Origin of the sequence: Phaeobacter sp. HF9A (assembly GCF_011806385.1) — a bacterium.
Taxonomy (GTDB): Bacteria; Pseudomonadota; Alphaproteobacteria; order Rhodobacterales; family Rhodobacteraceae; genus Epibacterium.
Genome location: NZ_JAATOX010000033.1, coordinates 1 through 18,985, shown reverse-complemented (window position 1 = coordinate 18,985; position 18,985 = coordinate 1). Strand labels below are relative to the sequence as shown.

Annotated in this window: 22 protein-coding genes; 5 read left to right on the top strand and 17 right to left on the bottom strand. The window is 60.9% G+C overall.

What is annotated here, in order from left to right:
- Nucleotides 1-66: 66 nt before the first annotated feature.
- From HCZ87_RS08340 to HCZ87_RS08285, 12 genes are all read right to left on the bottom strand, one after another.
- Nucleotides 67-867 carry an autoinducer binding domain-containing protein gene (locus HCZ87_RS08340; protein ID WP_167643298.1) on the bottom strand — a complete coding sequence of 267 codons (801 nt, stop codon included), beginning with the start codon at nucleotides 865-867 and terminating at the stop codon, nucleotides 67-69.
- 9 nt (nucleotides 868-876) lie between these two features.
- Nucleotides 877-1,083 (bottom strand): iron-containing alcohol dehydrogenase, encoded by a 207-nt coding sequence (locus tag HCZ87_RS08335; RefSeq protein ID WP_167643297.1) that lies wholly within the window; start codon nucleotides 1,081-1,083, stop codon nucleotides 877-879.
- Between the two features lie 78 nt (nucleotides 1,084-1,161).
- Nucleotides 1,162-1,944, bottom strand: a complete 783-nt coding sequence (locus HCZ87_RS08330) for a hypothetical protein (protein ID WP_167643296.1) — start codon at nucleotides 1,942-1,944, stop codon at nucleotides 1,162-1,164.
- A 75-nt stretch (nucleotides 1,945-2,019) separates the two neighbouring features.
- Complete coding sequence (locus HCZ87_RS08325; protein ID WP_254868563.1) at nucleotides 2,020-2,856, bottom strand: hypothetical protein; 837 nt, start codon at nucleotides 2,854-2,856, stop codon at nucleotides 2,020-2,022.
- Between the two features lie 212 nt (nucleotides 2,857-3,068).
- Nucleotides 3,069-3,977, bottom strand: coding sequence for a hypothetical protein (locus HCZ87_RS08320; protein ID WP_167643294.1), 909 nt, complete (start codon nucleotides 3,975-3,977; stop codon nucleotides 3,069-3,071).
- Nucleotides 3,978-3,979: 2 nt separating this feature from the next.
- Nucleotides 3,980-4,396, bottom strand: coding sequence for a hypothetical protein (locus HCZ87_RS08315; protein ID WP_167643293.1), 417 nt, complete (start codon nucleotides 4,394-4,396; stop codon nucleotides 3,980-3,982).
- A gap of 8 nt (nucleotides 4,397-4,404) precedes the next feature.
- Nucleotides 4,405-4,947 (bottom strand): DUF4453 domain-containing protein, encoded by a 543-nt coding sequence (locus tag HCZ87_RS08310; RefSeq protein ID WP_167643292.1) that lies wholly within the window; start codon nucleotides 4,945-4,947, stop codon nucleotides 4,405-4,407.
- Between the two features lie 75 nt (nucleotides 4,948-5,022).
- Complete coding sequence (locus tag HCZ87_RS08305; protein ID WP_167643291.1) at nucleotides 5,023-5,895, bottom strand: hypothetical protein; 873 nt, start codon at nucleotides 5,893-5,895, stop codon at nucleotides 5,023-5,025.
- Nucleotides 5,896-5,906: 11 nt separating this feature from the next.
- Nucleotides 5,907-6,374 (bottom strand): hypothetical protein, encoded by a 468-nt coding sequence (locus tag HCZ87_RS08300; RefSeq protein WP_167643290.1) that lies wholly within the window; start codon nucleotides 6,372-6,374, stop codon nucleotides 5,907-5,909.
- 33 nt (nucleotides 6,375-6,407) lie between these two features.
- Entirely contained in the window at nucleotides 6,408-7,589 is a 1,182-nt protein-coding gene (locus HCZ87_RS08295; RefSeq protein ID WP_167643289.1) for a TMEM43 family protein, read from the bottom strand.
- 33 nt (nucleotides 7,590-7,622) lie between these two features.
- The gene (locus HCZ87_RS08290; RefSeq protein ID WP_167643288.1) at nucleotides 7,623-8,192 is read right to left on the bottom strand and encodes a hypothetical protein; all 570 of its coding nucleotides are present in this window, start codon (nucleotides 8,190-8,192) and stop codon (nucleotides 7,623-7,625) included.
- A 190-nt stretch (nucleotides 8,193-8,382) separates the two neighbouring features.
- Nucleotides 8,383-8,574, bottom strand: a complete 192-nt coding sequence (locus HCZ87_RS08285) for a hypothetical protein (protein ID WP_175582187.1) — start codon at nucleotides 8,572-8,574, stop codon at nucleotides 8,383-8,385.
- Nucleotides 8,575-9,124: 550 nt separating this feature from the next.
- On the opposite strand from HCZ87_RS08285, the gene HCZ87_RS08280 reads away from it, so the two are divergent.
- Together HCZ87_RS08280 and HCZ87_RS08275 are read left to right on the top strand one after the other, a co-directional pair.
- Entirely contained in the window at nucleotides 9,125-9,259 is a 135-nt protein-coding gene (locus HCZ87_RS08280) for a DUF2256 domain-containing protein (RefSeq protein ID WP_167643287.1), read from the top strand.
- Nucleotides 9,260-9,322: 63 nt separating this feature from the next.
- Nucleotides 9,323-10,816 (top strand): cryptochrome/photolyase family protein, encoded by a 1,494-nt coding sequence (locus HCZ87_RS08275; RefSeq protein ID WP_167643286.1) that lies wholly within the window; start codon nucleotides 9,323-9,325, stop codon nucleotides 10,814-10,816.
- A gap of 75 nt (nucleotides 10,817-10,891) precedes the next feature.
- Here HCZ87_RS08275 and HCZ87_RS08270 read toward each other — a convergent pair whose 3' ends face one another.
- Nucleotides 10,892-11,488, bottom strand: coding sequence for a GcrA family cell cycle regulator (locus HCZ87_RS08270; protein ID WP_167643285.1), 597 nt, complete (start codon nucleotides 11,486-11,488; stop codon nucleotides 10,892-10,894).
- Nucleotides 11,489-11,678: 190 nt separating this feature from the next.
- On the opposite strand from HCZ87_RS08270, the gene HCZ87_RS08265 reads away from it, so the two are divergent.
- On the top strand, nucleotides 11,679-12,503 hold the full coding sequence (locus HCZ87_RS08265; protein WP_167643284.1) for an ABC transporter permease: 825 nt from the start codon (nucleotides 11,679-11,681) through the stop codon (nucleotides 12,501-12,503).
- 24 nt (nucleotides 12,504-12,527) lie between these two features.
- Here the strand turns inward: HCZ87_RS08265 and HCZ87_RS08260 are convergent, their stop codons facing one another.
- Complete coding sequence (locus tag HCZ87_RS08260) at nucleotides 12,528-13,442, bottom strand: DMT family transporter (protein WP_167643283.1); 915 nt, start codon at nucleotides 13,440-13,442, stop codon at nucleotides 12,528-12,530.
- 387 nt (nucleotides 13,443-13,829) lie between these two features.
- On the opposite strand from HCZ87_RS08260, the gene HCZ87_RS08255 reads away from it, so the two are divergent.
- A complete protein-coding gene (locus HCZ87_RS08255; RefSeq protein ID WP_167643282.1) occupies nucleotides 13,830-15,005 on the top strand; it encodes an aspartate aminotransferase family protein in 1,176 nt (391 codons plus the stop codon).
- Between the two features lie 77 nt (nucleotides 15,006-15,082).
- The gene (argF, locus tag HCZ87_RS08250) at nucleotides 15,083-16,009 is read left to right on the top strand and encodes an ornithine carbamoyltransferase (protein ID WP_167643281.1); all 927 of its coding nucleotides are present in this window, start codon (nucleotides 15,083-15,085) and stop codon (nucleotides 16,007-16,009) included.
- 172 nt (nucleotides 16,010-16,181) lie between these two features.
- Here the strand turns inward: argF and HCZ87_RS08245 are convergent, their stop codons facing one another.
- The 3 genes from HCZ87_RS08245 to HCZ87_RS08235 form a co-directional block, all read right to left on the bottom strand.
- Nucleotides 16,182-17,678 (bottom strand): inorganic phosphate transporter, encoded by a 1,497-nt coding sequence (locus HCZ87_RS08245; RefSeq protein ID WP_167643280.1) that lies wholly within the window; start codon nucleotides 17,676-17,678, stop codon nucleotides 16,182-16,184.
- A 103-nt stretch (nucleotides 17,679-17,781) separates the two neighbouring features.
- On the bottom strand, nucleotides 17,782-18,240 hold the full coding sequence (locus HCZ87_RS08240) for an NUDIX hydrolase (protein ID WP_167643279.1): 459 nt from the start codon (nucleotides 18,238-18,240) through the stop codon (nucleotides 17,782-17,784).
- 151 nt (nucleotides 18,241-18,391) lie between these two features.
- On the bottom strand, nucleotides 18,392-18,985 hold a 594-nt coding region (locus HCZ87_RS08235), incomplete at its 5' end, for an ATP-dependent helicase C-terminal domain-containing protein (RefSeq protein WP_303048839.1).

Below are 18,985 nucleotides of genomic sequence, written 5' to 3'. Positions count from 1 at the left end.
GGCACGGCCAGAGCAACTGCCGTAGCGCTTCTGTGCCGCGTGGCTCTCGTGGCGGTCCGATCCGATTTACCGGCGCGTCAGCGCCTCATAGAGCTGGGGGTTGACCTGGTGAGGCTTCAGGCTGTCCTCTTGGAGCAGACCGAGCTTTGCCGCGCGCAGAACAGTTTCAATATCGTTGCGTGTGCCCAAAGCCTTGCGCAGCCGTCGCATGTGATTATCGACAGTTTTGGGGTTGTCGCGCTGGATTTCATACAGGATTTCCTTGACGCGCAGGCCCTGCGCTTTCAGGCGCAGCACCTTTAGGTTCATCTCGCTCAAGCCCATTTGCGTGATCAGGTCGCTGGACCAGTCGCTACTCAGGTGCAGGTGATTGGCAAGTGTTTGAATGACGGGCCAGCGCTTCGCGAAGCGGGCGTCATGGTTGGCGATTATTCCTGAGGTATCATAAAGTCCCACGACTGCTCTGATCCCATTGGCTTCAAGCGGGATGACCACGCCAGAGGACACGAAATCGCGCACCCCGCTCACCACACGGGCTATATTCGGGGGCAGCTTTTCCTCATGCAAGAGACGGTAAAAGCTGGATTGAAGCATGGGTTTATGGCCCAAAGCCCCCATCCGCATGCCGAGATCGTCCCGAGCATAGTTGTTTCGCTGATAGATCTCGCGCCATTCATCCGGGAGGCCCGACCGTTTTGAGGCATGATTGCCGTGAATGGTTTCTAGCGACCGCGTGTCCGTGAAAAGGACGTAGTTCACACCGATGTAGCCATACTCCGACTTGATGAAATTCGAAAAAATTTCATATTTCGCATCAAGAGAAGGTGCCTCGGTGATATCCACCATCAGGTCAAAGGGGGCATTCATCGTTCAATCTCAGACTTTTGGCGGCACCGCAAAGGTAAATTCAAAATCTAAGATATTAATATAGGGTATGGAGTTAAGGGGAATTTTATGGCCGCGTGAGCAACGCCCCGCCATCTCTGTTTTGTGTCTTGGCAGCGCATTTATGCCTGGGGTTTGGCGCTGGTCAATTCGGCTGCGCTGAGCTTTGAAAGCCATGTGCCGCAAGGGGAGGGCCATGAGGGGCTCCGCGGCAAACGGACCTCCTCATGGCCAATGACCTATTGTTTGCTAGAAAAAGTTGTTCGCCAGAAAACGCTATTTGTCCTCCGTGGGAAGGTTTCCTTTGCTCCAGTCCACCACCGCCGGAACATTCCAAAGCATGTCCATATATTGTTGAGGTTTCCCGTCCTTGGCGTAATACACGATCTTGCGTGCATAGGCTGGACCTGCATCTGATTGTGCAAAATCCACCACCGCGTCGCGTTTCTCGTTCATCCAGCGTTCGCAAAGGATCGCTGCCGGGCTGATTGGGGCGCCAAGAAACCTCTGGTTCTCTTCCAATGCAGACTCGGGCAAGCGCGAAGGGGTCAGCACCTTGGGCTCTTTCGACATCAGAAAGCACAGATCCAGCGCATCCGCAGAGGTATCAATTGTGCCGAATGTCGGCGCGGCATCGGAAAATACAGCAAGCCTTTCCTCCAGGAACGCCGAGGAGGAGATCTCGATCGCCGCGTCTTCGAAAAACGTGGCCTGACCAATCATCAAGGCGCGATCCTGGCTTTGCTGCGCATCAAAGACGACGATCCGCATCTCGTTGTCTTTCTCATAGCGCATGGTCCACATCACGCGCGTCTCCGCGTCGGAAAAGGAAAACGCGTCCTTCCAAAGCGCGCAACCCGTTTCATCAATTCTGCCATCGTCAGGGTCCATCACCTCCAGGCTTTCACAGCGATAGCCCTGCGCTTCAAAGGTTTCGCGAATCTGCGCGACAGATTGGGAGACGTCTGCACTGCTGAGGGTTGCCAGATCCGCGGCCGACGCTGCGCCATGCGACAGGATCAATGCAACGGTGGTGGCAAGAGCTCGATTGAATATCATTTTGGTCGTCCTGAACACTGGATAGAAAAAGCAAGACCTGCCACGGGGGCACCCGCAGCAGGCACAGGTGTCAGATCATTTTGAAACGTCGCTCAGATCAACGGGGACGCAGAGGCCGGATTGCTGGCCCTGCTCGCTGTGGGACGCCTGTAGCGCAAGCGTTTCATGCGAGAGCGAAAGGGTCAGTTTGTCGTTCACGCGCATGACTTGCTCCGACCCGGTATCGCTGGTGGTGCCTGGCCCCGATCCCGGCGGCAGGGTCAAGCGCAGCTGATCGTTTTCGATCGTGATGGCGCCGTTGTCGGCGCGTACCATCACAAATCGAAAGCCGCCGGCCTGACAGGCGAGCGCTTGTGGGCGGGAAACCTCTGACGCCGGGGCAGAGATTTCAGGAAGTTGAGACAGGCGCACAAAGCCGGAGCTGCACACAGCGCCGATTGCATCCGGCGCGTTCAAGTCGCATTCAAACCCATAAGACTGAAACCGTACCCCCTGCCAGCCATCAACCGGCGCGCCACAGACGCGCACGTTCTGATCCAGCGGTATCACCTCTGTTGTGACCTCTCCGGGCCCCAGGTGGATCGGGCTGACGTCCTTGTCGTCCATCCACTCCGCAGGGCGCAGCGTTTGGATCGGCCCACAGTCCGGCGATACCTCGGGAACGGATACAACCGGAGCGACCCGGCCCGTGGTCTGGGCGAACTGGTCGAGCACTTGGAAGGTATCGACAATCGCATCCGGGTTGCAGGCCACCTCGTTCGAAGGAAGGGCGTCATACGCCATCCCCAGCGCCACCGAGGCAAATTCCAGATCCCGATCCACACCGACGGTGAAAACCCGCTTTCCCTCATAAAAACGTATGTAGCTGAAGTCCTCTTCGGAGTGCGCGATCCCGGTTGAAAGATAGGGCATGAACCGCACTGGCATGGACAGGTCATAGACTGGATCAGACAAATCCGGACCACCAAGGAACTGCACGGTTTCATCCCGAAGGCAGACTTGGATGCGAGATGCGTTTTCGGTTTCACAATAGAAAATCTGCGTCCCACCGTCGCCGCAACTCGCAAATGCCGGAGCCGCAGAGAGGGCGAAAATGGCCGACGAGACACAGCGCTTCATCTGCATCAGCCCCCGAAACCCGCGAGATTGCCCTGCTTGACCCAGGCGCTGGAGCATTTGCCCCAATAGACCATGTTTGGCGGCCAGTCTTCGGGCGTCATTGAGCATGCCGCGAGCCGTTCGTCATAGTCGAGCTGGGCCATATAGCCCCCCGCGCCATCGCCTTTTTCGGGATCAATCCAGATGACGCCGGAATAGCCGTCCTCAAAGGCGCACTCGAAAGCGGATCCGAGGTCGGACGGGAATGCATAGCCCAGGATCGCTGCGTCATCTGTCGGCGCGGCGTAGAGCGCGATTTGTCCGTTTTCGGTGCCTTCATTGCTCAACACGCCGGCGACCTCGCGACAGTCATAACTGCCGTAGGGCGTGGCTCCGGTAATGGGTTTGCTGGGCTGGTAGAAGGCAGCGCTCTCGGCGCTTGGGCCGGTGCGCATGCTGTTCATGGACACCCGTCGTAACGCCAAGAGGTTCGGGATTTCCGCGCTCAGGGCTGGTTGCATGCAAGCGAGGCTGCGGTCCGGCGCGGTTCCGCGTCCGAACAGGTCCAGCCAAATCTCTGCGTCGGACGTGTCTGTGGTGTCCATCGCTGTTTTTATACCAAGAACGGCCCTGCCGCCCTCATGCACAAAGGAAAATTCATACACGTCCCACGGAAATCCCCCCGTGCCCGGCGTCATGCCAAAGGGCACATCGGCGGCCAGCTGGAAGATCGGGCCATCCGAGATCTGAGGTGTCACATGGAGTTCCAAGACAGGATCTCCTGTTTCCGGGTGCTGACTGGCGCAGACTTTGATTTCGTCCGCGTCCTCGGTGAGACACAGCACCTGTGTCGCCAGAATATCGTCGCAAAAGGCCTGTGCCATGCCCGCAGAGCACAGCAGGCTGGCGCCGAATACTGTCAGAAATGATCGCACGTCTAATTCTCCTTTGTCGTGGGGGCGTAAAGCGCCGCATCATTGAGCGCGGCAAGCGAGCCATTCGCCGTGCCGCTTGCGCAGGCATAGGAAGTGGTGCCCCCGTCGTCGCGGATCAGGTTCATGCCTGCCACCCCTCCAGAGAGGTAAACCTCATAGCTCGCCCCAATGCCGCGGAGTGTGGAGGAGGCCCAGTCGCTCGCGGTAAGCCCTGTCACATCTCCCAAGGGAACGCTGACTTCGGCGGGAAGGCCGGGCTCTTTGTCATAGGCCAGGCGGGCCTCTTGGGGAGTCCAGCACAGCTCCAACAGCCCGCCGCTCGGCAAGGCACATGAGAGGGCGAGGGTTTCAGCGGGCAGGCAGTCCGCATGAGCAACAACGGGCGCAAAGGCCAGGGCACAAAACAGAGAAGAACGCATGACGCCGGTCATCCTGCAAAAGCAACGCAGTCATCGGGGCTGACTGATCCTTCGGGGATCCAGCCTGCGCCTGTCTCGGTCTCAACGAATTCAAACCCGCCCCAAGGTTCAAACCGGAAGTTCACCGTGGCGCCGCTCTCGATGGTGCCCGTCGGATAGCTGTCACGCATGCCGATGCCGCTGGTCAGGGTGATCGGGGCGCCCGTGTAGCCGACACAGGAGGATTCGAACTGCGACAGGGTCGGCAACAGATCGACATCATCCAGCTTGCCGATCAAGGAGGAGGCCAAATGGCGCGCCTTGGTATTGATCTTGCAGCTGTAGCTGGCTTCCAGTTTTTTATGCGCGCTCACCATACGCTGATCCCAGTCGTTCAAGGTGGGGGATTTCGTCGAACAGCTGGCGTCAAAAACCGACTTGCCCAGGGGGGAGCCAAAGCAATAGCCCGCCCTGTCGAAGGCCATGTTCCGCAAATACCACGCGTCCTCGCACAGGGCGCTTGCAGTGCCGGCAGCGCAGACCAGCGCGGCGGTTAGAAAGAGGGTTTTCATCTGTCGTCTCCTTGGACAGCTGTGATCGTTTCCATGGCGTGGCCCAAGGAGGCCACGCGCCGCATGCCTGCGGTGTTATTGGATTTTCTGAAGATAGACGCCGTCGACCCATCCGGTGGCGCAGGGGCCCGTGTAGGGCTTGCCAAGGTCTTCGGGACGCAAGACGCACCCGCTCAGGCCGTTTGTCGGGATGGCAACCGCGATGAAGTCATTTTCACGATCAATGATATCAACGGTTTCGCCAGGTTGTAGCATCCACCAGATCGGGGTCGCGGCCGAAGGGCGCGCTGAGGAATAGACCGGCACGCCTTCTGGGCTCGTTTCCGTGTCAGTCACCCGTGCCACGCCCACCGTGTCAGTCACCCGTGCCACGCCCACCGTGTCAGACACTCGTGCCACGCCCACCGTGTCAACGCGAGGTATGATTTCATCCTGGGAAAAAAACGTTCCGATCGGGCCCCGCGCATTCTGGGGAGGCCAAAGCCCCTCGGGCGCGGCGTAAACCGTGCCAGACGCGCAGAGGGTTTGATCAACACGCGCGCGCCAATGCGGGGATTGCAGCCACATGTCATACGCGCCCGTATCGGCAACCGTTTCGTTCACGTCATCCCATGGCAGGTCCACATGCAGGGTCACGGGCTCTGCCAGGTCCGTGCTCCAGAACCCGATTTCCACCTGCGCCTGATCGCCCTCGGACCAGCGAAACCATGTGGTGTCGGCATCCGCGATCAGGGGCGTGTCATAGTACATCTCGCCTGACGACAGCGCATGACGGGTCAGGGAATAGCTCCGTTCCTGAGCGCAAACGGTGATCTGTTCCCGAAAATCCGCATTGTCTGTCGCGCATTGGAACAGGACTTCACCGTCACAAACGGATTGCGCCATGGCGGCGCTGGTCCAACCGGCGAGCATCAACGCGGCTGTCGTCGATGAGAGAAAACGCTGCATGGGACGAACCTTTATTGCGCCGCTTCGATCAGCTCGATGAGCGACGTCAGGTCGCTGTTCACAGTCCCCGCGTCACAGCGAATGTCAGCAATCAGCGCGCCGTTTTTCAGCACATTGATGCCACCCATCTCGGTGGCACCTGCGCTTTGCTCGCTGCCCCACCAGACTTCATAAGCGTAGCCACCGCCCCCTTCAAAGGTCACGGATTCGCTCATGAAATTGCCCATGCCATTCCAGGGCGTGGCGGTGATGGGCGCCATGTCCTGCAGGATCTCCTTTTCGACCGTGCCGTTGGATTTGAAGAACCCATAGGCAGCCTTTGTGCCGTCGGCCCATACCGCGTTGCAGACCTCGACCCCCTGGGTGCCTCCTTTGAGGGTGCATGTGAACATTTCGGTGCCGTCAAGTTCGCAGAATTGACCGGCCTGAAGCGTGCCAGCGCCAAACATCATCGCAATCGAAAGGTAGAAGTGTTTCATTATGTGTCCTGTCACGTGGAATAGGTTGAAAAATCAGGGTGTCTGGGGTGTCTCAGGCGTCTTGGGTGCCGATTTGCGCAGCCGGTAGGCGGTAAAGCCAGCGCCGCCCAACGCCACGGCAAGGATCGCCAGCGCCAGAAACGGACGGAAGTAGACCCAGGCGATCGCCATCGTTGTGCCGCCGACAACCAGCGTCAGGGCGAGGCTGATCAGCGAGGTCACAGAGGCGGTGATCCAGCCCAGGAAGGGCAGAATGCTGGCGATGACATCGACCACGCCGAACAGCGCCTTGAAGCCCAGAAACAACAGCACCATCAGACCGATACGCAGCATCCAGGTCTTGAATGTGTTGACGCGAACCGCCGTCTGGAACATTTCATCTGCGGTCTTGTAGCCGCCTTCGACCAGGTAGATCTCGCGCCCGTTTTGCGCGGTATAGGGCACCAGCGCACCGCTGCGCTGCACACCGACCACACTGGCCGCGTCGATGGTGGAGGCCTGATAGCTCACTCTCAGATCGCCAAGTTGCGGCGCCGTGATATCGTTGCTGGTGACCAGCTGCCCCGCGACCAGCTTTGGCGCATGATCCAGAGACAGCGCATCGGTGATGTCCTCTGCCTGTGCAACGGTGAGCTGCATGGGTGTGGCGCCCCCCAGATCAGAGATCTCATCATTCACGCTAAAGGCCCCGATGGTGCCTTCTGGCTGGCGGATAACTTTTGATTTGATCGGTAAGGGCGGGTTCAGATGCCCCTCCGGCAGCCGAAACTTTGCGCCACTGGCGGGGGCATCCGTCCAATCCATACGATAAGTATATTGCGTGGTCTTTTCCTGCCCGCCACCCAGTTTCGTCTCTGTGGTGCTTTGTTTCTCTTCGATCCAGGCAAACTGCTCGACCTTGCGCTCCAGGCGCACCGCCTGCGCAGGGCCGGTCACGTTCAGCGCTATGTCCGCCAGCGGCGCCGCAAGGCTAAGCGGGCCATTGATGTGAACCAGCTGCCCCTCATTCGCCGGATCCAGCTTGGCGCTGTCGACGGACACAACCTGCCCGGCGCCTTCGGCCAGGGCGCGCGCGGTGCGGACCGCGTTGCCTTCGTTCCAGAACAGAAAATATACCGCGATGCCAATAAAGCCGATCCCGATCCCGATGCCCCTGAACGCATTTTTCAGCCGGGAGAACAGGCCAACCTGTGTTGTTTCAGTAAAATGAGACACGTTTTAAGCCTTTGAAAGTGTTTGATATTCAGATCAGGAGGCTTTGCCAAAACCCAAGGTTTTGATCACCTCGGCCACATCAGCCATGCTGGGGCCAACCGCGATTGGCGCGTCGGGGACCCCCAGCCAATCATTGATTTTCTGCGCCGTCAGAAGATGGCGTTTGCTTGTCGTATAGCCATGGGACAAGGCAACACGGTGCCGGTTCTGGGCAGCCCCCGTCACCACACACAGCCGGTAGGTATAGCTGGCGTGTAGGCGGTTGTTGCTGCGATCGTTGCGTTTCAGATCCACATCGGCCTGTTTTACATTCTCCAGCGCGATGTTTTCCTCACGGGTTCCATGCAGCATGGTCTTGCGCAGCGTCAGCAGGTTGCTGGCGCGGTCAAACACAACTTCTGTCTTGTGGTAAACCAGCCATAAAATACCCCCGCCAATGAAAACACTCCCCGCAGCGATGCCCCAGCCAGCGGTGACACCGGCAATGGCCGCGCTCAGGCCGAGCCCCAGTACGACAAGAAAGATCACGCACAATACAGCCGAAATTACGCTGGTTGTGCCCTTCAGGATCAGGCGATCAGGTTGGTTCAGGTCGATTTTCATTGGCGAGGCTCAGATACTCAAAAAGTCTTTTGAAAAGGGCTGCCGACTGTTCGGTTCGGGACAATTCCGAAGCCAGGAGAGCAGTTTGCGCGGTTCAAATATTGCTTTGCTGCGCAGGCGTCGTCCGCCAGGGACAAACGAGGCAGGAAATTGCACCTTTCGGCTCTCAACCTGCGCAGCAAACCATCGTTTACATCAAGTCCACCTGCGCCGAGATTTGGCGCGTGGTTGCCCGGGTGCCCTTACCGTTGCCGGTGGCGCGTTCCTGGGTGTCCGCAGCGGAGGCGGGCGCGCTTTGCTTTTCGGCTCCTTTGGCGTCCTGCGCAAAGGCAGGCGCGGAAAGCGTCAGCGCAAGAGTTGCGAGAATTGTTGTGAACTTCACGATCTTATCCCTGTTTAACGATTTGCCCGCGTTTCATACCGGCTGGGCGCGCAGCCACACATATGGATATTTCTCCATCTTGCCGTGGGGAGGATCTCTCCCCTCGCGCAACGGCGAAATGGCCTCAGGCTGATGGAAACGGTCAAAATAGATCGCGTGGGCCAATACCTTAGCGGCAACACTGTTGGTGAAACACGATCTTTACTGCGATAGTTTTGTGATCTGATCCTGGCCGGCGGACGTAATTGATGAAATTGACCGCTAGAGGTGGAAGGCTCATGCACGTTGTTTGGTTCAAACGAGGTCTGCGTTCTGCAGATTTGGCCTGCGCGATAGGGGCTTGGCGGGGTCTGCTTCGGATCAATTCCTTAGCATATGGCCGCCGCAACAGCCGCGCTTGAAAAGATCCGGGAGGGCCGGCGCCGGGCTGCGTGGACCGCTCAGGCCGAGGGGATCGTGACCAAACATGCGCGCCGGAAAGGGCGGTCTGGAGGCATGGTGCCTTCACCGGAAGGCGCTGACCAATTGAGCCTGTTTTGGGAGAGACGTCGTGAAACACCAAAAGAAATCGGATTTGCCCCAGAAGATCTGCCCCGCCTGTGGTCGCCCCTTTGCCTGGCGCAAGAAATGGGAAAAGGTCTGGGACGCGGTGAAATACTGTTCCAAACGTTGCAGGACATCATAATGACGGGCGCATTTTCTGACGTCCCAAACCCCGCAGAGCGAAACGAAGGTGAGCGAACGCCTCATGACTAGAGCCGCCATCCTGCTGCCAAATCAGCTGTTTTCCGATCATCCGGCCCTGCTTGACCCTGTCAGCCAGGTGGTGCTTTTCGAAGACCCGCTGTTTTTTGGCGATCCGCAATATCCGGTTAATATGCATCGTCAGAAGCTCTGGTTGCACCGGGCCAGTATGGCGCGCTTTCAGCAGGGGCTGGTGAAACAAGGTTTGAACGCCGAGATCTTTGCCTATGACGGGCAAGAAGGGGCCTGCCTGCGGCTGTTCCAGAGCCTAAGGGAGCAAGGAATCACAGAAGCGGTGATGGCCGACCCGGTTGATTTCATTGCCGAACGTCGCCTTCGTGGGGCCGCCGATGACACGGGGATCGCGCTTGATTTCCTGCCGTCTCCCGGCTTTCTGAACAGCCCGGCCGACAATCGTGAATGGTCGCAAGGCCGCAAGCGCTGGTTCATGGCGGATTTCTATAAAAGCCAGCGTCGCCGTCTGGGCGTGCTGATGGAGGGGGACGAACCCCGAGGCGGGAAATGGAGCTTTGACGAAGACAACCGCAAGAAGGTGCCAAAGGCGTTGCTAGAAAGCTTGCCCTGGATGGATTGGCCCGCCCATGACGCCATAGATGAGGCCGCGAAGGAAAGCGTTCTTGCCCAATTCCCAAATGCGACAGGCCGTTTGGAAACGCTCTACTATCCAAGCTCGCACGCGGCTGCCACCGCCTGGTTCGATCAGTTCCTTGAGCGGCGGCTTGAGCGGTTTGGCGATTTTGAGGATGCGATTGTCGAAGGTGAAAGCTGGCTCTGGCATGCCATTCTGACCCCTGTGCTGAATATCGGGCTGCTAACCCCGCGCCAGGTGCTGGACAGCACGCTTGCCTATGCAGAGCGCAGGGATATCCCTTTGAATTCGCTGGAGGGTTTTCTCCGTCAAATCATCGGTTGGCGTGAATTTATGCGCGCCACCTATGACGACCTCGGCGTGCCCATGCGCCGCACGAACCATTGGGGCCACCACCGCCCGATGCCCCGCAGCTTCTATGACGGCACGACCGGCATTGCCCCGCTAGACGACACCATCCGGCGCGTGCTTGAGACGGGGTATTGCCACCATATCGAGCGGCTGATGGTGCTGGGCGGATTCATGTTCCTGTGCGAGATTGACCCGGACGACATTTACCGCTGGTTCATGGAGATGTTCGTGGACAGTTGCGATTGGGTCATGGTTCCCAATGTCTACGCCATGAGCCAGCACGCAGATGGCGGGTTGATCACCACCAAGCCTTACTTCTCCGGCTCAAACTACATACGGAAAATGAGCCATTGGGACAAAGGACCTTGGACGGAGGTCTGGGACGGGTTGTATTGGCGTTTCATTTTCAAACATTCAGATGCGCTGGCAAAGAACCCGCGTTGGGCCATGATGTGCCGTACGGCAGAGCGGATGACGCCTGACAACAAGGACCACCATGTGACGATTGCCGATAAATTTCTGTCGCAACTGAAGTGAACAAGGCGGCAAGACAAAAGAAAACCCCGGCGCCATATCGGCATCGGGGTTTTGCTGTTCGATCTGTCTGGCGCCTTAGCGTTTGCGGTCGCGGCGCGAGCTCATCGGTTGGAAGGCGACGCCGACATGGGCTTCGCAATAGGGTTTGCCCTGCTGAACGGGCAGGCCGCAGAACCAGAAATCTTCGGTTGCGGGATCGCCCACGGGCCATTTGCAGGTGCGCTCGGTCAGCTCCATCAGGGTGAGCTTCTTGGCTTTCTTCTCGACCTCGTTGACCTTGGCCAGGGCCTCGGCGGGGATCTCATTGGCCGAGGGCTGCGGCGGCAGCGGCTGACCTGCGGGAATGATCTGCTTGCGGGCCGGGCTGGCGGATTTGGTTTCCATCACCGGTTTTTCGGCCGCAGGTTCCGGTGTGACCGGGCGTGCCGGTTCCGTCTTGGGCTGCGGTTTTGGCTTGGCGGGGGCGGCGGCGGCCTTGGGAGCCGGTTTTTCCTTCGGCTCGGCAGCGGCCTTGCTGGCGCCCGTGGTGCGGTTGGACAGACCCAGGCGGTGGACCTTGCCAATAACCGCATTGCGGGTCACGCCACCGAGTTCCTTGGCGATCTGACTGGCCGACTGGCCTTCGCCCCACATTTTCTTGAGCAGTTCGACGCGCTCATCAGTCCAGGACATAAGGTGCCTTTCAAAGAGAATAGCGGCCGCAATACGCCTGGGGCCGCCATCGAATTCCATGTTCACCCCCTATTTTAGTCACTGACGGGCGAGATACAAGCAGGAACGGCGGCGCCCGGGGCAAGATCCGCCGCTTGCATCCCTGCGTGGAGCCTTTATTCAGTGCCCTGCACAGCAAACAGAGGGTCGCATGTCCGACAACAACACAGAGATGAGTTTTCGCATCAAAGTCGGAGAGCGCCGCTTTGGCCGGGTCAACTGGCTGGGGCTGAAGACGCTGGCCGTGCGCGAGATCACCCGGTTTTGGGTTGTGCATACCCAGACGCTGCTGGCGCCGATGGTGACGGCGGCGCTGTTTCTGCTGATCTTCAATATCGCCATTGGCCCGCGTCGGGGCGATGTGATGGGGGTGGATTTCATGTCCTTCATCGCGCCGGGGATCATGATGATGACGGTGATCCAGAACGCCTTTGCCAATACATCCTCCTCGCTGGTGATTTCCAAGGTGCAGGGCAATATCGTCGATACCTTGATGCCGCCGCTGTCGGGGCTGGAAATCCTGCTTGGCTATCTGGCGGGGGCGATCGCGCGGGGCGTCTTGGTCGCGACGGGGATCGGGCTTGGGCTGATGCTGCTTCTCGGCATGGTGCCGGCGCATCCGCTGGTGGCGCTGGGGTTCGTGGTGCTGGGCGCGGCGTTTCTGGGCGGGGTCGGCATTGTTGCCGGGGTCTTTGCCGATAAATTCGACCAGATGGCGGCGATCACCAATTTCATCGTGACGCCCTTGGCCTTTCTTTCCGGGACCTTCTATTCGGTCGAAGCGCTGCCGCCGGTGCTCTATGCGATTTCCCATGTGAACCCGGTGTTTTACCTGATCGACGGGGTGCGCTACGGGATGATCGGGGTGTCCGACAGCAACCCGGCGCTTGGCGCGCTGTTCTGCCTAGGGGCGACGGCGGCGGTGCTGACGCTGGCCTGGCAGATGCTGCGGACCGGCTATCGGCTGAAGGCCTGAGGGCACAAGCCCAAGGGGCAGGGGTCAGGGCGCAGGGCGGCGCAGGGTCACCGTTGGCCGCTTGCCATTGCGGCTCTCACGCCAGGCCAGCAGCGCCGCGCCCGACAGGATCGTTGCCGCGCCCAGCAGGCTCACCCAATCCGGCAGCACGCCGAAAATCACCGCGTCATAAAGCGCGGCAAAGACCAGCGTTCCATAGGCAAAAGGCGCCACAAAGGACGCATCCGCCCGCGCCATGCCGTTGATGAAACAGGCCTGGGCGCAGGCCATCAACAGACCCAGCGCGACCAAAGCGCCCCATTGCGCCAGCGTCGGCATCTGCCAGACCGCAAGCGCGGCGCCGCTGGCGATACACATGCCGATCAGATTGTTGACCCAGAGGATCTGCAAGGGCGGCTCGCGCCCCGCCAGTTTCTTGATAAAGATCAGCTCCGTTCCCATCATCAGGGCCGCGCCAAGGGCCAGGAGGGCCGCCGGCTGAAAGCTCTCTGGTGTGGGGCGCAGCAGGATCATCGCCCCGCCAAGCGCGATCGCCGCCGCCAGCCAGCGCCAGGGGCCGACCTTCTCGCCCAGGAAGGGGATCGCCAAGACCATGCCAATCACCGGGTTCAGAAAGGAAATCGCCGTCGCATCCGCCAGCGGGATGAAGGCAACGGAGGCAAACATCAAGGTGACCCCGCCCCAGCCAAAGGTGGAGCGCCCGATATGCAGCCCCCAATGCGGCGCGCGGATGCGCTGGCGCATGAGGCCCACTGCGATGCAGAGGCCAAGAAAGGCAAAGACAAACCGCCCCTGGCTGATCTGCAAGGCCGGAAGCGGCGGGCCCAGCGTCTCCGTGCCCAGCGATTTCGCCAGCAAGGTGGTGGCCGCGATGAATACGGTCGCCAGAAGGATCAGGGCTGCCGCAAGCGGCGGGTTCTGCGGTGTCTCATGTGTCATGGCGCAAGGGGTGCGTCAGCGCGGGGCCAAAGGCAAGCGCAAAGCCTTCGGTGCTGAACGAAGCCCGCCATGACGTCATCAGGCGCATTGGCCACGGTGTGCCATTTTGTGCAATAAACCTGCCAAAGGGGCTTTTCAGGCGGTAAATCCTCCGCTATGGAGCCTTTCTATGATCAAACACGCATCTCTCCTGTCGGTCCGACGCCGACGCCAATGCGCCTGACCCGCTGCTCCTTGCAGCGTATTTGATCCTGCGCGCCTGTCTTTCTTGATGCCGACAGCGCAAAACATTCCTTCAACGCCCGGACCTGTTATTGACCGATGCCCCGTGGTGGGGCAGAGATTTGGTCCTGACTTTCACAGTGTCATATCCAAAGGATGATCCCGATGATCGCTTCCGTTTTGCCAACCTATAATCGTGCCCCCCTGAGCTTCGTCAAAGGCGAAGGTTCCTGGCTGATCGCGGCGGACGGTCGACGCTTCCTGGATCTGGGCTCTGGTATCGCGGTGAACGCGCTGGGCCATGCCCATCCGGCGCTGGTGGAGGCGCTGACCAACCAGGCGCAGAACCTCTGGCATGTGTCCAACCTCTATGAGATCCCACAGCAGCAGGCGCTGGCGGACAAGCTGGTGGCGGAAACCTTTGCCGATACGGTGTTCTTCACCAACTCCGGCACCGAGGCCTGCGAGCTGGCAGTGAAAATGGCGCGCAAGTATTTCTACGACAAGGGCCAGCCGGAGCGGGTGGAGATCATCACCTTTGAGGGCTCCTTCCACGGTCGCTCCTCCGCCGGTATCGCGGCAGCGGGATCGGAAAAGATGGTCAAGGGCTTTGGCCCGATCCTGCCGGGCTTTGTACATCTGCCCTGGGGCGACACCGAGGCGGTGGCGGCAGCCATTGGCGACACCACGGCGGCCATTCTGGTCGAACCGGTGCAGGGCGAAGGCGGCATTCGCCCGATGCCCGATCAGGACCTGAAGGCGCTCAGGGCGCTTTGCGATGAACATGGCCTTCTGTTGATCCTCGATGAGGTGCAATGTGGCGTTGGCCGTACCGGCAAGCTCTTTGCGCATGAATGGGCCGGGATCACCCCGGATATCATGATGGTGGCCAAGGGCATCGGCGGTGGCTTTCCGCTCGGCGCCGTGCTGGCGACCGAAAACGCAGCCTCCGGCATGACCGCAGGCACCCATGGTTCCACCTATGGCGGCAACCCCTTGGGCTGCGCGGTGGGCTGCGCGGTGATGGATCATGTCGCAACGCCGGAGTTCCTCGCCGAGGTGAACAAAAAGGCCGGGCTGCTGCGCCAGAAACTCGAGGGGCTGGTCGCCTCCCACCCGGAGGTTTTCGAGGAGGTGCGCGGCACCGGCCTGATGCTGGGCCTGAAATGCAAGGCGGCAAACATCGACGTGGTGCAGGCCGGCTACGCGGCAGAGGTGATCACTGTGCCCGCCGCCGACAATGTCATCCGCCTGCTGCCCGCGCTCACCATCACCGAGGCGGATATCACCGAAGCCATGACCCGGCTTGACGCAGCGGCCACCGCCGTCGAGTCCGCCTGACGTTCATCTTTTCCTAAATATCCCGGGGGTACGGGGGCTGGCCCCCGTGTTCCAGGCCCCCAGAAAGCGACTGACCCATGAACCACTTCCTCGATATCCACAAAACCGACGCGACCGAGCTGCGCAACATCATCGACCAGGCCGCCGCCATGAAGGCCGCCCGGGCCGGGCAGCCCAAGGGCACCCCCGACGCAGAGCAGCCGCTCAAGGGCCGCATGGTGGCGCTGATTTTTGAAAAGCCCTCGACCCGGACGCGGATCTCCTTTGACGTTGGCGTGCGCCAGATGGGTGGCGAAACCATGGTGCTTTCGGGCAAGGACATGCAGCTGGGCCACGGTGAAACCATCGCTGATACCGCCCGCGTGATGTCGCGCTATGTGGATCTGATCATGATCCGCACCTTTGACGAATCGGTGCTGACAGAGATGTCGGAATATGCCGATGTGCCGGTGATCAACGGGCTCACCGACCGCACCCATCCCTGTCAGATTATGGCGGATATCCTCACCTATGAAGAGCACCGCGGCCCGATCCGGGGCAAGAAGGTGGTCTGGACCGGTGATGGCAACAATGTCTGCGCCTCCTTTCTGCATGCGGCGGGGCAGTTTGGGTTCGACCTAACCTTCACCGGCCCGGCGCAACTGGACCCGGAGGATGAATTCGTCGGCCTCGCCCGCAAGGCGGGCTCCACCATCACCATCGAGCGCGATCCGGTCAAAGCGGTTGAGGGCGCCGATCTGGTGGTGGCCGATACCTGGGTGTCGATGCATGACAGCCAGTCCTCCAAGGAGCGGCGTCACAATATGCTGCGCCCCTATCAGGTGAACGATGCGCTGATGGCGCATGCCAAACCGGATGCGCTGTTCATGCATTGCCTGCCCGCCCACCGCGAGGAAGAGGTCACCTCGGCGGTGATGGACGGCCCACAGTCGGTGATTTTTGACGAGGCGGAAAACCGTCTGCACGCCCAAAAGGCCGTGATGCGCTGGTGCCTCGGCGTCTGAGCCGCTGAGGTATTGATGCCAGTGCAGGGCGGGGCGCTCCCGCCCGTCGGGCATGCATTGAAAATGCCCCCCCCTCCCGTTGGGCGTGGCACCGGGCCGAGTGGCCCGGCGCGGCGCATTTTGCGATTGCTCCACGACTGATCAGATCACGGCGCCTGTGGGGCTCGGGAAATCAGGCGGCCAGCGCGTGCAATAGCATGAACAGCAGCGCCGAGAGCAGCGCCGAGAGCGGCACGGTGATGATCCAGGCGGCGAGAATGGTCAGAACATGGCTGCGCCGCACCAACCGTCGCCGCCGCCGGTCTTCGTGCGGCAGCCCCGGGCGCAGCGGCTTGATCCCGGCCTGGCGCGCCTTTGCGGCCATATGTTCGCGATAAAAACCAACCCCCATCACAGCACCAACCGCCACATGGGTGGAGGACACCGGCAGCCCCAGCCAGCTGGCGATGATCACCGTCAGCGCCGCAGAGGTCGAGACGCAATAGGCGCGAATGGGGTTCAGCTTGGTGATCTGATTGCCGACCATGTTGATCAGCCGCGGGCCAAACAGCAACACGCCGACCGCCATGCCAAAGGCGCCGACCAGCACCACCCAGAAGGGCACATCCAGAATGGCGGGAAACGGGTTGATCTCGGCCGGGTGGGTGCCGGTGGAAAGCCGGTCCAGCACCTGCACGATGGCAGCCAGCGGCGCGACGGCATTTGCCACGTCATTGGCGCCATGGGCAAAAGACATCAGAACCGCCGCAATCACCAAGGGCAGGCGAAACAGCGCCTTGATCGCGCCTTTCTGATCCTGAAGCTGCGCTGCGCGGCGTCGAATAACCGGACGCGCGATCAGGAAACACAAGAGGCCACAGGCCAGCCCGATCGGCAGCGCCTGTTGAAGCGGCACGCTGGCGACCGTATCCGGCAGCTTCAGCAGGAAAAACGTCCCGAAGGTGAGGCCCATGCCGGCAAGGAACAGCGGCAGCCATTGCCGGGCGGCGGCAAGCTTGTCCGGCTTGCGGCTGATCAGGCGCTGGATCAGCGCCAGCAACCCCATGGCCAGCGCCGCGCCGAACAACGGCGACAGCACCCAGCTGGCGGCGATGCCGCCAAAGGTCAGCCAATCCACCGCGGCAAAGCCCGCAGCGGCGGTGGTCGCGCCGATCATGGCGCCGATAATGCTCTGGGTGGTGGAGACCGGCGCCCCCATCCAGGTCGCCAGGTTGACCCAGAGCGCCGAGGCGATCATTGCGGCCATCATTGCGCGGATGAGCAAATCCGGGCTGCTGATGCTGGTGGGATCAATCAGGCGGCGGGACACGGTGGCCACCACTTCGCTGCCGCCAAGCATGGCGCCCGCCGCCTCCGCCAGGGCGGCGGCGATCAGCGCGGCGGCCATGGGCAGGGCGCGGGCACCAACTGCGGGTCCCATATTGTTGGCAACATCATTGGCGCCGATGTTCAGCGCCAGATAAGCCCCGAACACAGCGGCGGTGGCCGCCATCACCGTGGTGGGCGAGGTTCCCAGCGCCAGCGCTGCCGCAAGCCCGGCCAGCGTCATGAAGGCCAGGGCAATGCCAAGGCCAAACAGGGGGCGCACCACATAGCCGGCGACCCGCTCCATCTGCGTCAGCCGGGCAAGATCCTTGTCGAGCGCGCGCCAGTCGGGCCGTGTGCTCATTGCGCGGCCTCAATTCCCGGCGGGGGCGGCGCTTTGCAGACCGGCACTGCGCGCAGCGGGGCAGCGGGTCCGGGGCAGAGATCCGATGGGCAGGCCAAGGGGGTCAAAACCGGCTGAGCAGGTCGCGCAACTGGGGCTCATCGACCAAAGTGGCCGCGACCGATGGGCTGACCCAGCTGCGGGTGCGTTCATGGGCCTCGGGGAAGTCATCAAGGAGTTCCGCGACCTCCAGCCGGTAGACCAGGGTTTCGAGCGGTTCCACCGCACCATTGTCCAGGCGCTTGTCGTATTCATAGCGTCCGATGGCGCGCTCATCGAGCCGCCCGTTGCGCACGCCGGCTTCTTCCCAGGCTTCCTGGGCGGCGCTTTCGGCGCAGGTCTTGCCCTCCATCGGCCAGCCCTTGGGCAGCACCCAGCGACCGGTGTCGCGGCTGGTGATCAACAGAACCTCGCGGCCACTGTCGCTCTGACGATAGCACAGCGCAGCCACTTGCAGCCGCCGCGGGCGCGACAGCATCGGGTGGAGCGTCTGGGACCAGAGTTTGCGCAGAACATGTTGCATCGGTGCGAATGTAATATCTTTGGCCTAGGAAAGTCCTAAGTCGGACGGGGGAGGGATCGGCGGCAGATATGGCGGATTCTACTGCTTTGCAACGGGTTTTGCCGCCAATATGGCGCAGATCGCGACGCTTTTGCGCGGAAGTGATGTGTTTTTACCCTTTGCGACGGGCGCGCAGGGTGGCTTCGGCCTGTGTCGGGTCTTCGGGCCAGGGGTGTTTGGGGTATTGGGCGCGCATATCCTTGCGCACATCCGCATAGGATCCCGCCCAGAAGCCCGGCAAATCCCGGGTGATCTGGATCGGGCGGCGGGCCGGGGACAACAGGGTCACCTTGAGCGCCACACCGGCGACAGTGGGATGGCGGGTGACCCCGAACATCTCTTGCAGGCGGACCTCGATGCCGGGGAGGTCACCGTCGTAATCAATCGGGATCTTGCGCCCCAGCGGCGTGACAAAGCTGCCGGGCACCTCGCGGTCCAGAAGCTGCGTCTGCTCCCAGCTCAGCGCGGCGCGCAGGGCGGGCAGCAGGTCAAAGCTTTTCCAGTCATTGGCGCTGCGCACGCCGGAGAGCATCGGCAACAGCCAGTCTTCCAGACTGTCCAGGAGGCCCGTTTCAGAGAAATCCGGCAGATCATGACCTTCGGCGCGCAGCATCTCCACCCGTGTGGCAAGCCGCGCCGCCGCGCCGCTGAGCCGCAGGCCGAGGTCGCGCACCCCGTCGAGCATCGCGCTGGCCAGGGTCTCGGG

Excerpts from the sequence above, each read along its gene's own strand:
- HCZ87_RS08305 (WP_167643291.1), bottom strand. The coding sequence starts at position 5,895 with ATGCAGCGTTTTCTCTCATCGACGACAGCCGCGTTGATGCTCGCCGGT.
- argF (WP_167643281.1), top strand. The coding sequence starts at position 15,083 with ATGAACCACTTCCTCGATATCCACAAAACCGACGCGACCGAGCTGCGC.
- HCZ87_RS08340 (WP_167643298.1), bottom strand. The coding sequence starts at position 867 with ATGAATGCCCCCTTTGACCTGATGGTGGATATCACCGAGGCACCTTCT.
- HCZ87_RS08265 (WP_167643284.1), top strand. The coding sequence starts at position 11,679 with ATGTCCGACAACAACACAGAGATGAGTTTTCGCATCAAAGTCGGAGAG.
- HCZ87_RS08300 (WP_167643290.1), bottom strand. The coding sequence starts at position 6,374 with ATGAAACACTTCTACCTTTCGATTGCGATGATGTTTGGCGCTGGCACG.
- HCZ87_RS08275 (WP_167643286.1), top strand. The coding sequence starts at position 9,323 with ATGACTAGAGCCGCCATCCTGCTGCCAAATCAGCTGTTTTCCGATCAT.
- HCZ87_RS08290 (WP_167643288.1), bottom strand. The coding sequence starts at position 8,192 with ATGAAAATCGACCTGAACCAACCTGATCGCCTGATCCTGAAGGGCACA.
- HCZ87_RS08255 (WP_167643282.1), top strand. The coding sequence starts at position 13,830 with ATGATCGCTTCCGTTTTGCCAACCTATAATCGTGCCCCCCTGAGCTTC.
- HCZ87_RS08240 (WP_167643279.1), bottom strand. The coding sequence starts at position 18,240 with ATGCAACATGTTCTGCGCAAACTCTGGTCCCAGACGCTCCACCCGATG.
- HCZ87_RS08330 (WP_167643296.1), bottom strand. The coding sequence starts at position 1,944 with ATGATATTCAATCGAGCTCTTGCCACCACCGTTGCATTGATCCTGTCG.
- HCZ87_RS08260 (WP_167643283.1), bottom strand. The coding sequence starts at position 13,442 with ATGACACATGAGACACCGCAGAACCCGCCGCTTGCGGCAGCCCTGATC.
- HCZ87_RS08335 (WP_167643297.1), bottom strand. The coding sequence starts at position 1,083 with ATGGCCCTCCCCTTGCGGCACATGGCTTTCAAAGCTCAGCGCAGCCGA.
- HCZ87_RS08315 (WP_167643293.1), bottom strand. The coding sequence starts at position 4,396 with ATGCGTTCTTCTCTGTTTTGTGCCCTGGCCTTTGCGCCCGTTGTTGCT.
- HCZ87_RS08270 (WP_167643285.1), bottom strand. The coding sequence starts at position 11,488 with ATGTCCTGGACTGATGAGCGCGTCGAACTGCTCAAGAAAATGTGGGGC.
- HCZ87_RS08310 (WP_167643292.1), bottom strand. The coding sequence starts at position 4,947 with ATGAAAACCCTCTTTCTAACCGCCGCGCTGGTCTGCGCTGCCGGCACT.
- HCZ87_RS08245 (WP_167643280.1), bottom strand. The coding sequence starts at position 17,678 with ATGAGCACACGGCCCGACTGGCGCGCGCTCGACAAGGATCTTGCCCGG.
- HCZ87_RS08325 (WP_254868563.1), bottom strand. The coding sequence starts at position 2,856 with ATGCCCTATCTTTCAACCGGGATCGCGCACTCCGAAGAGGACTTCAGC.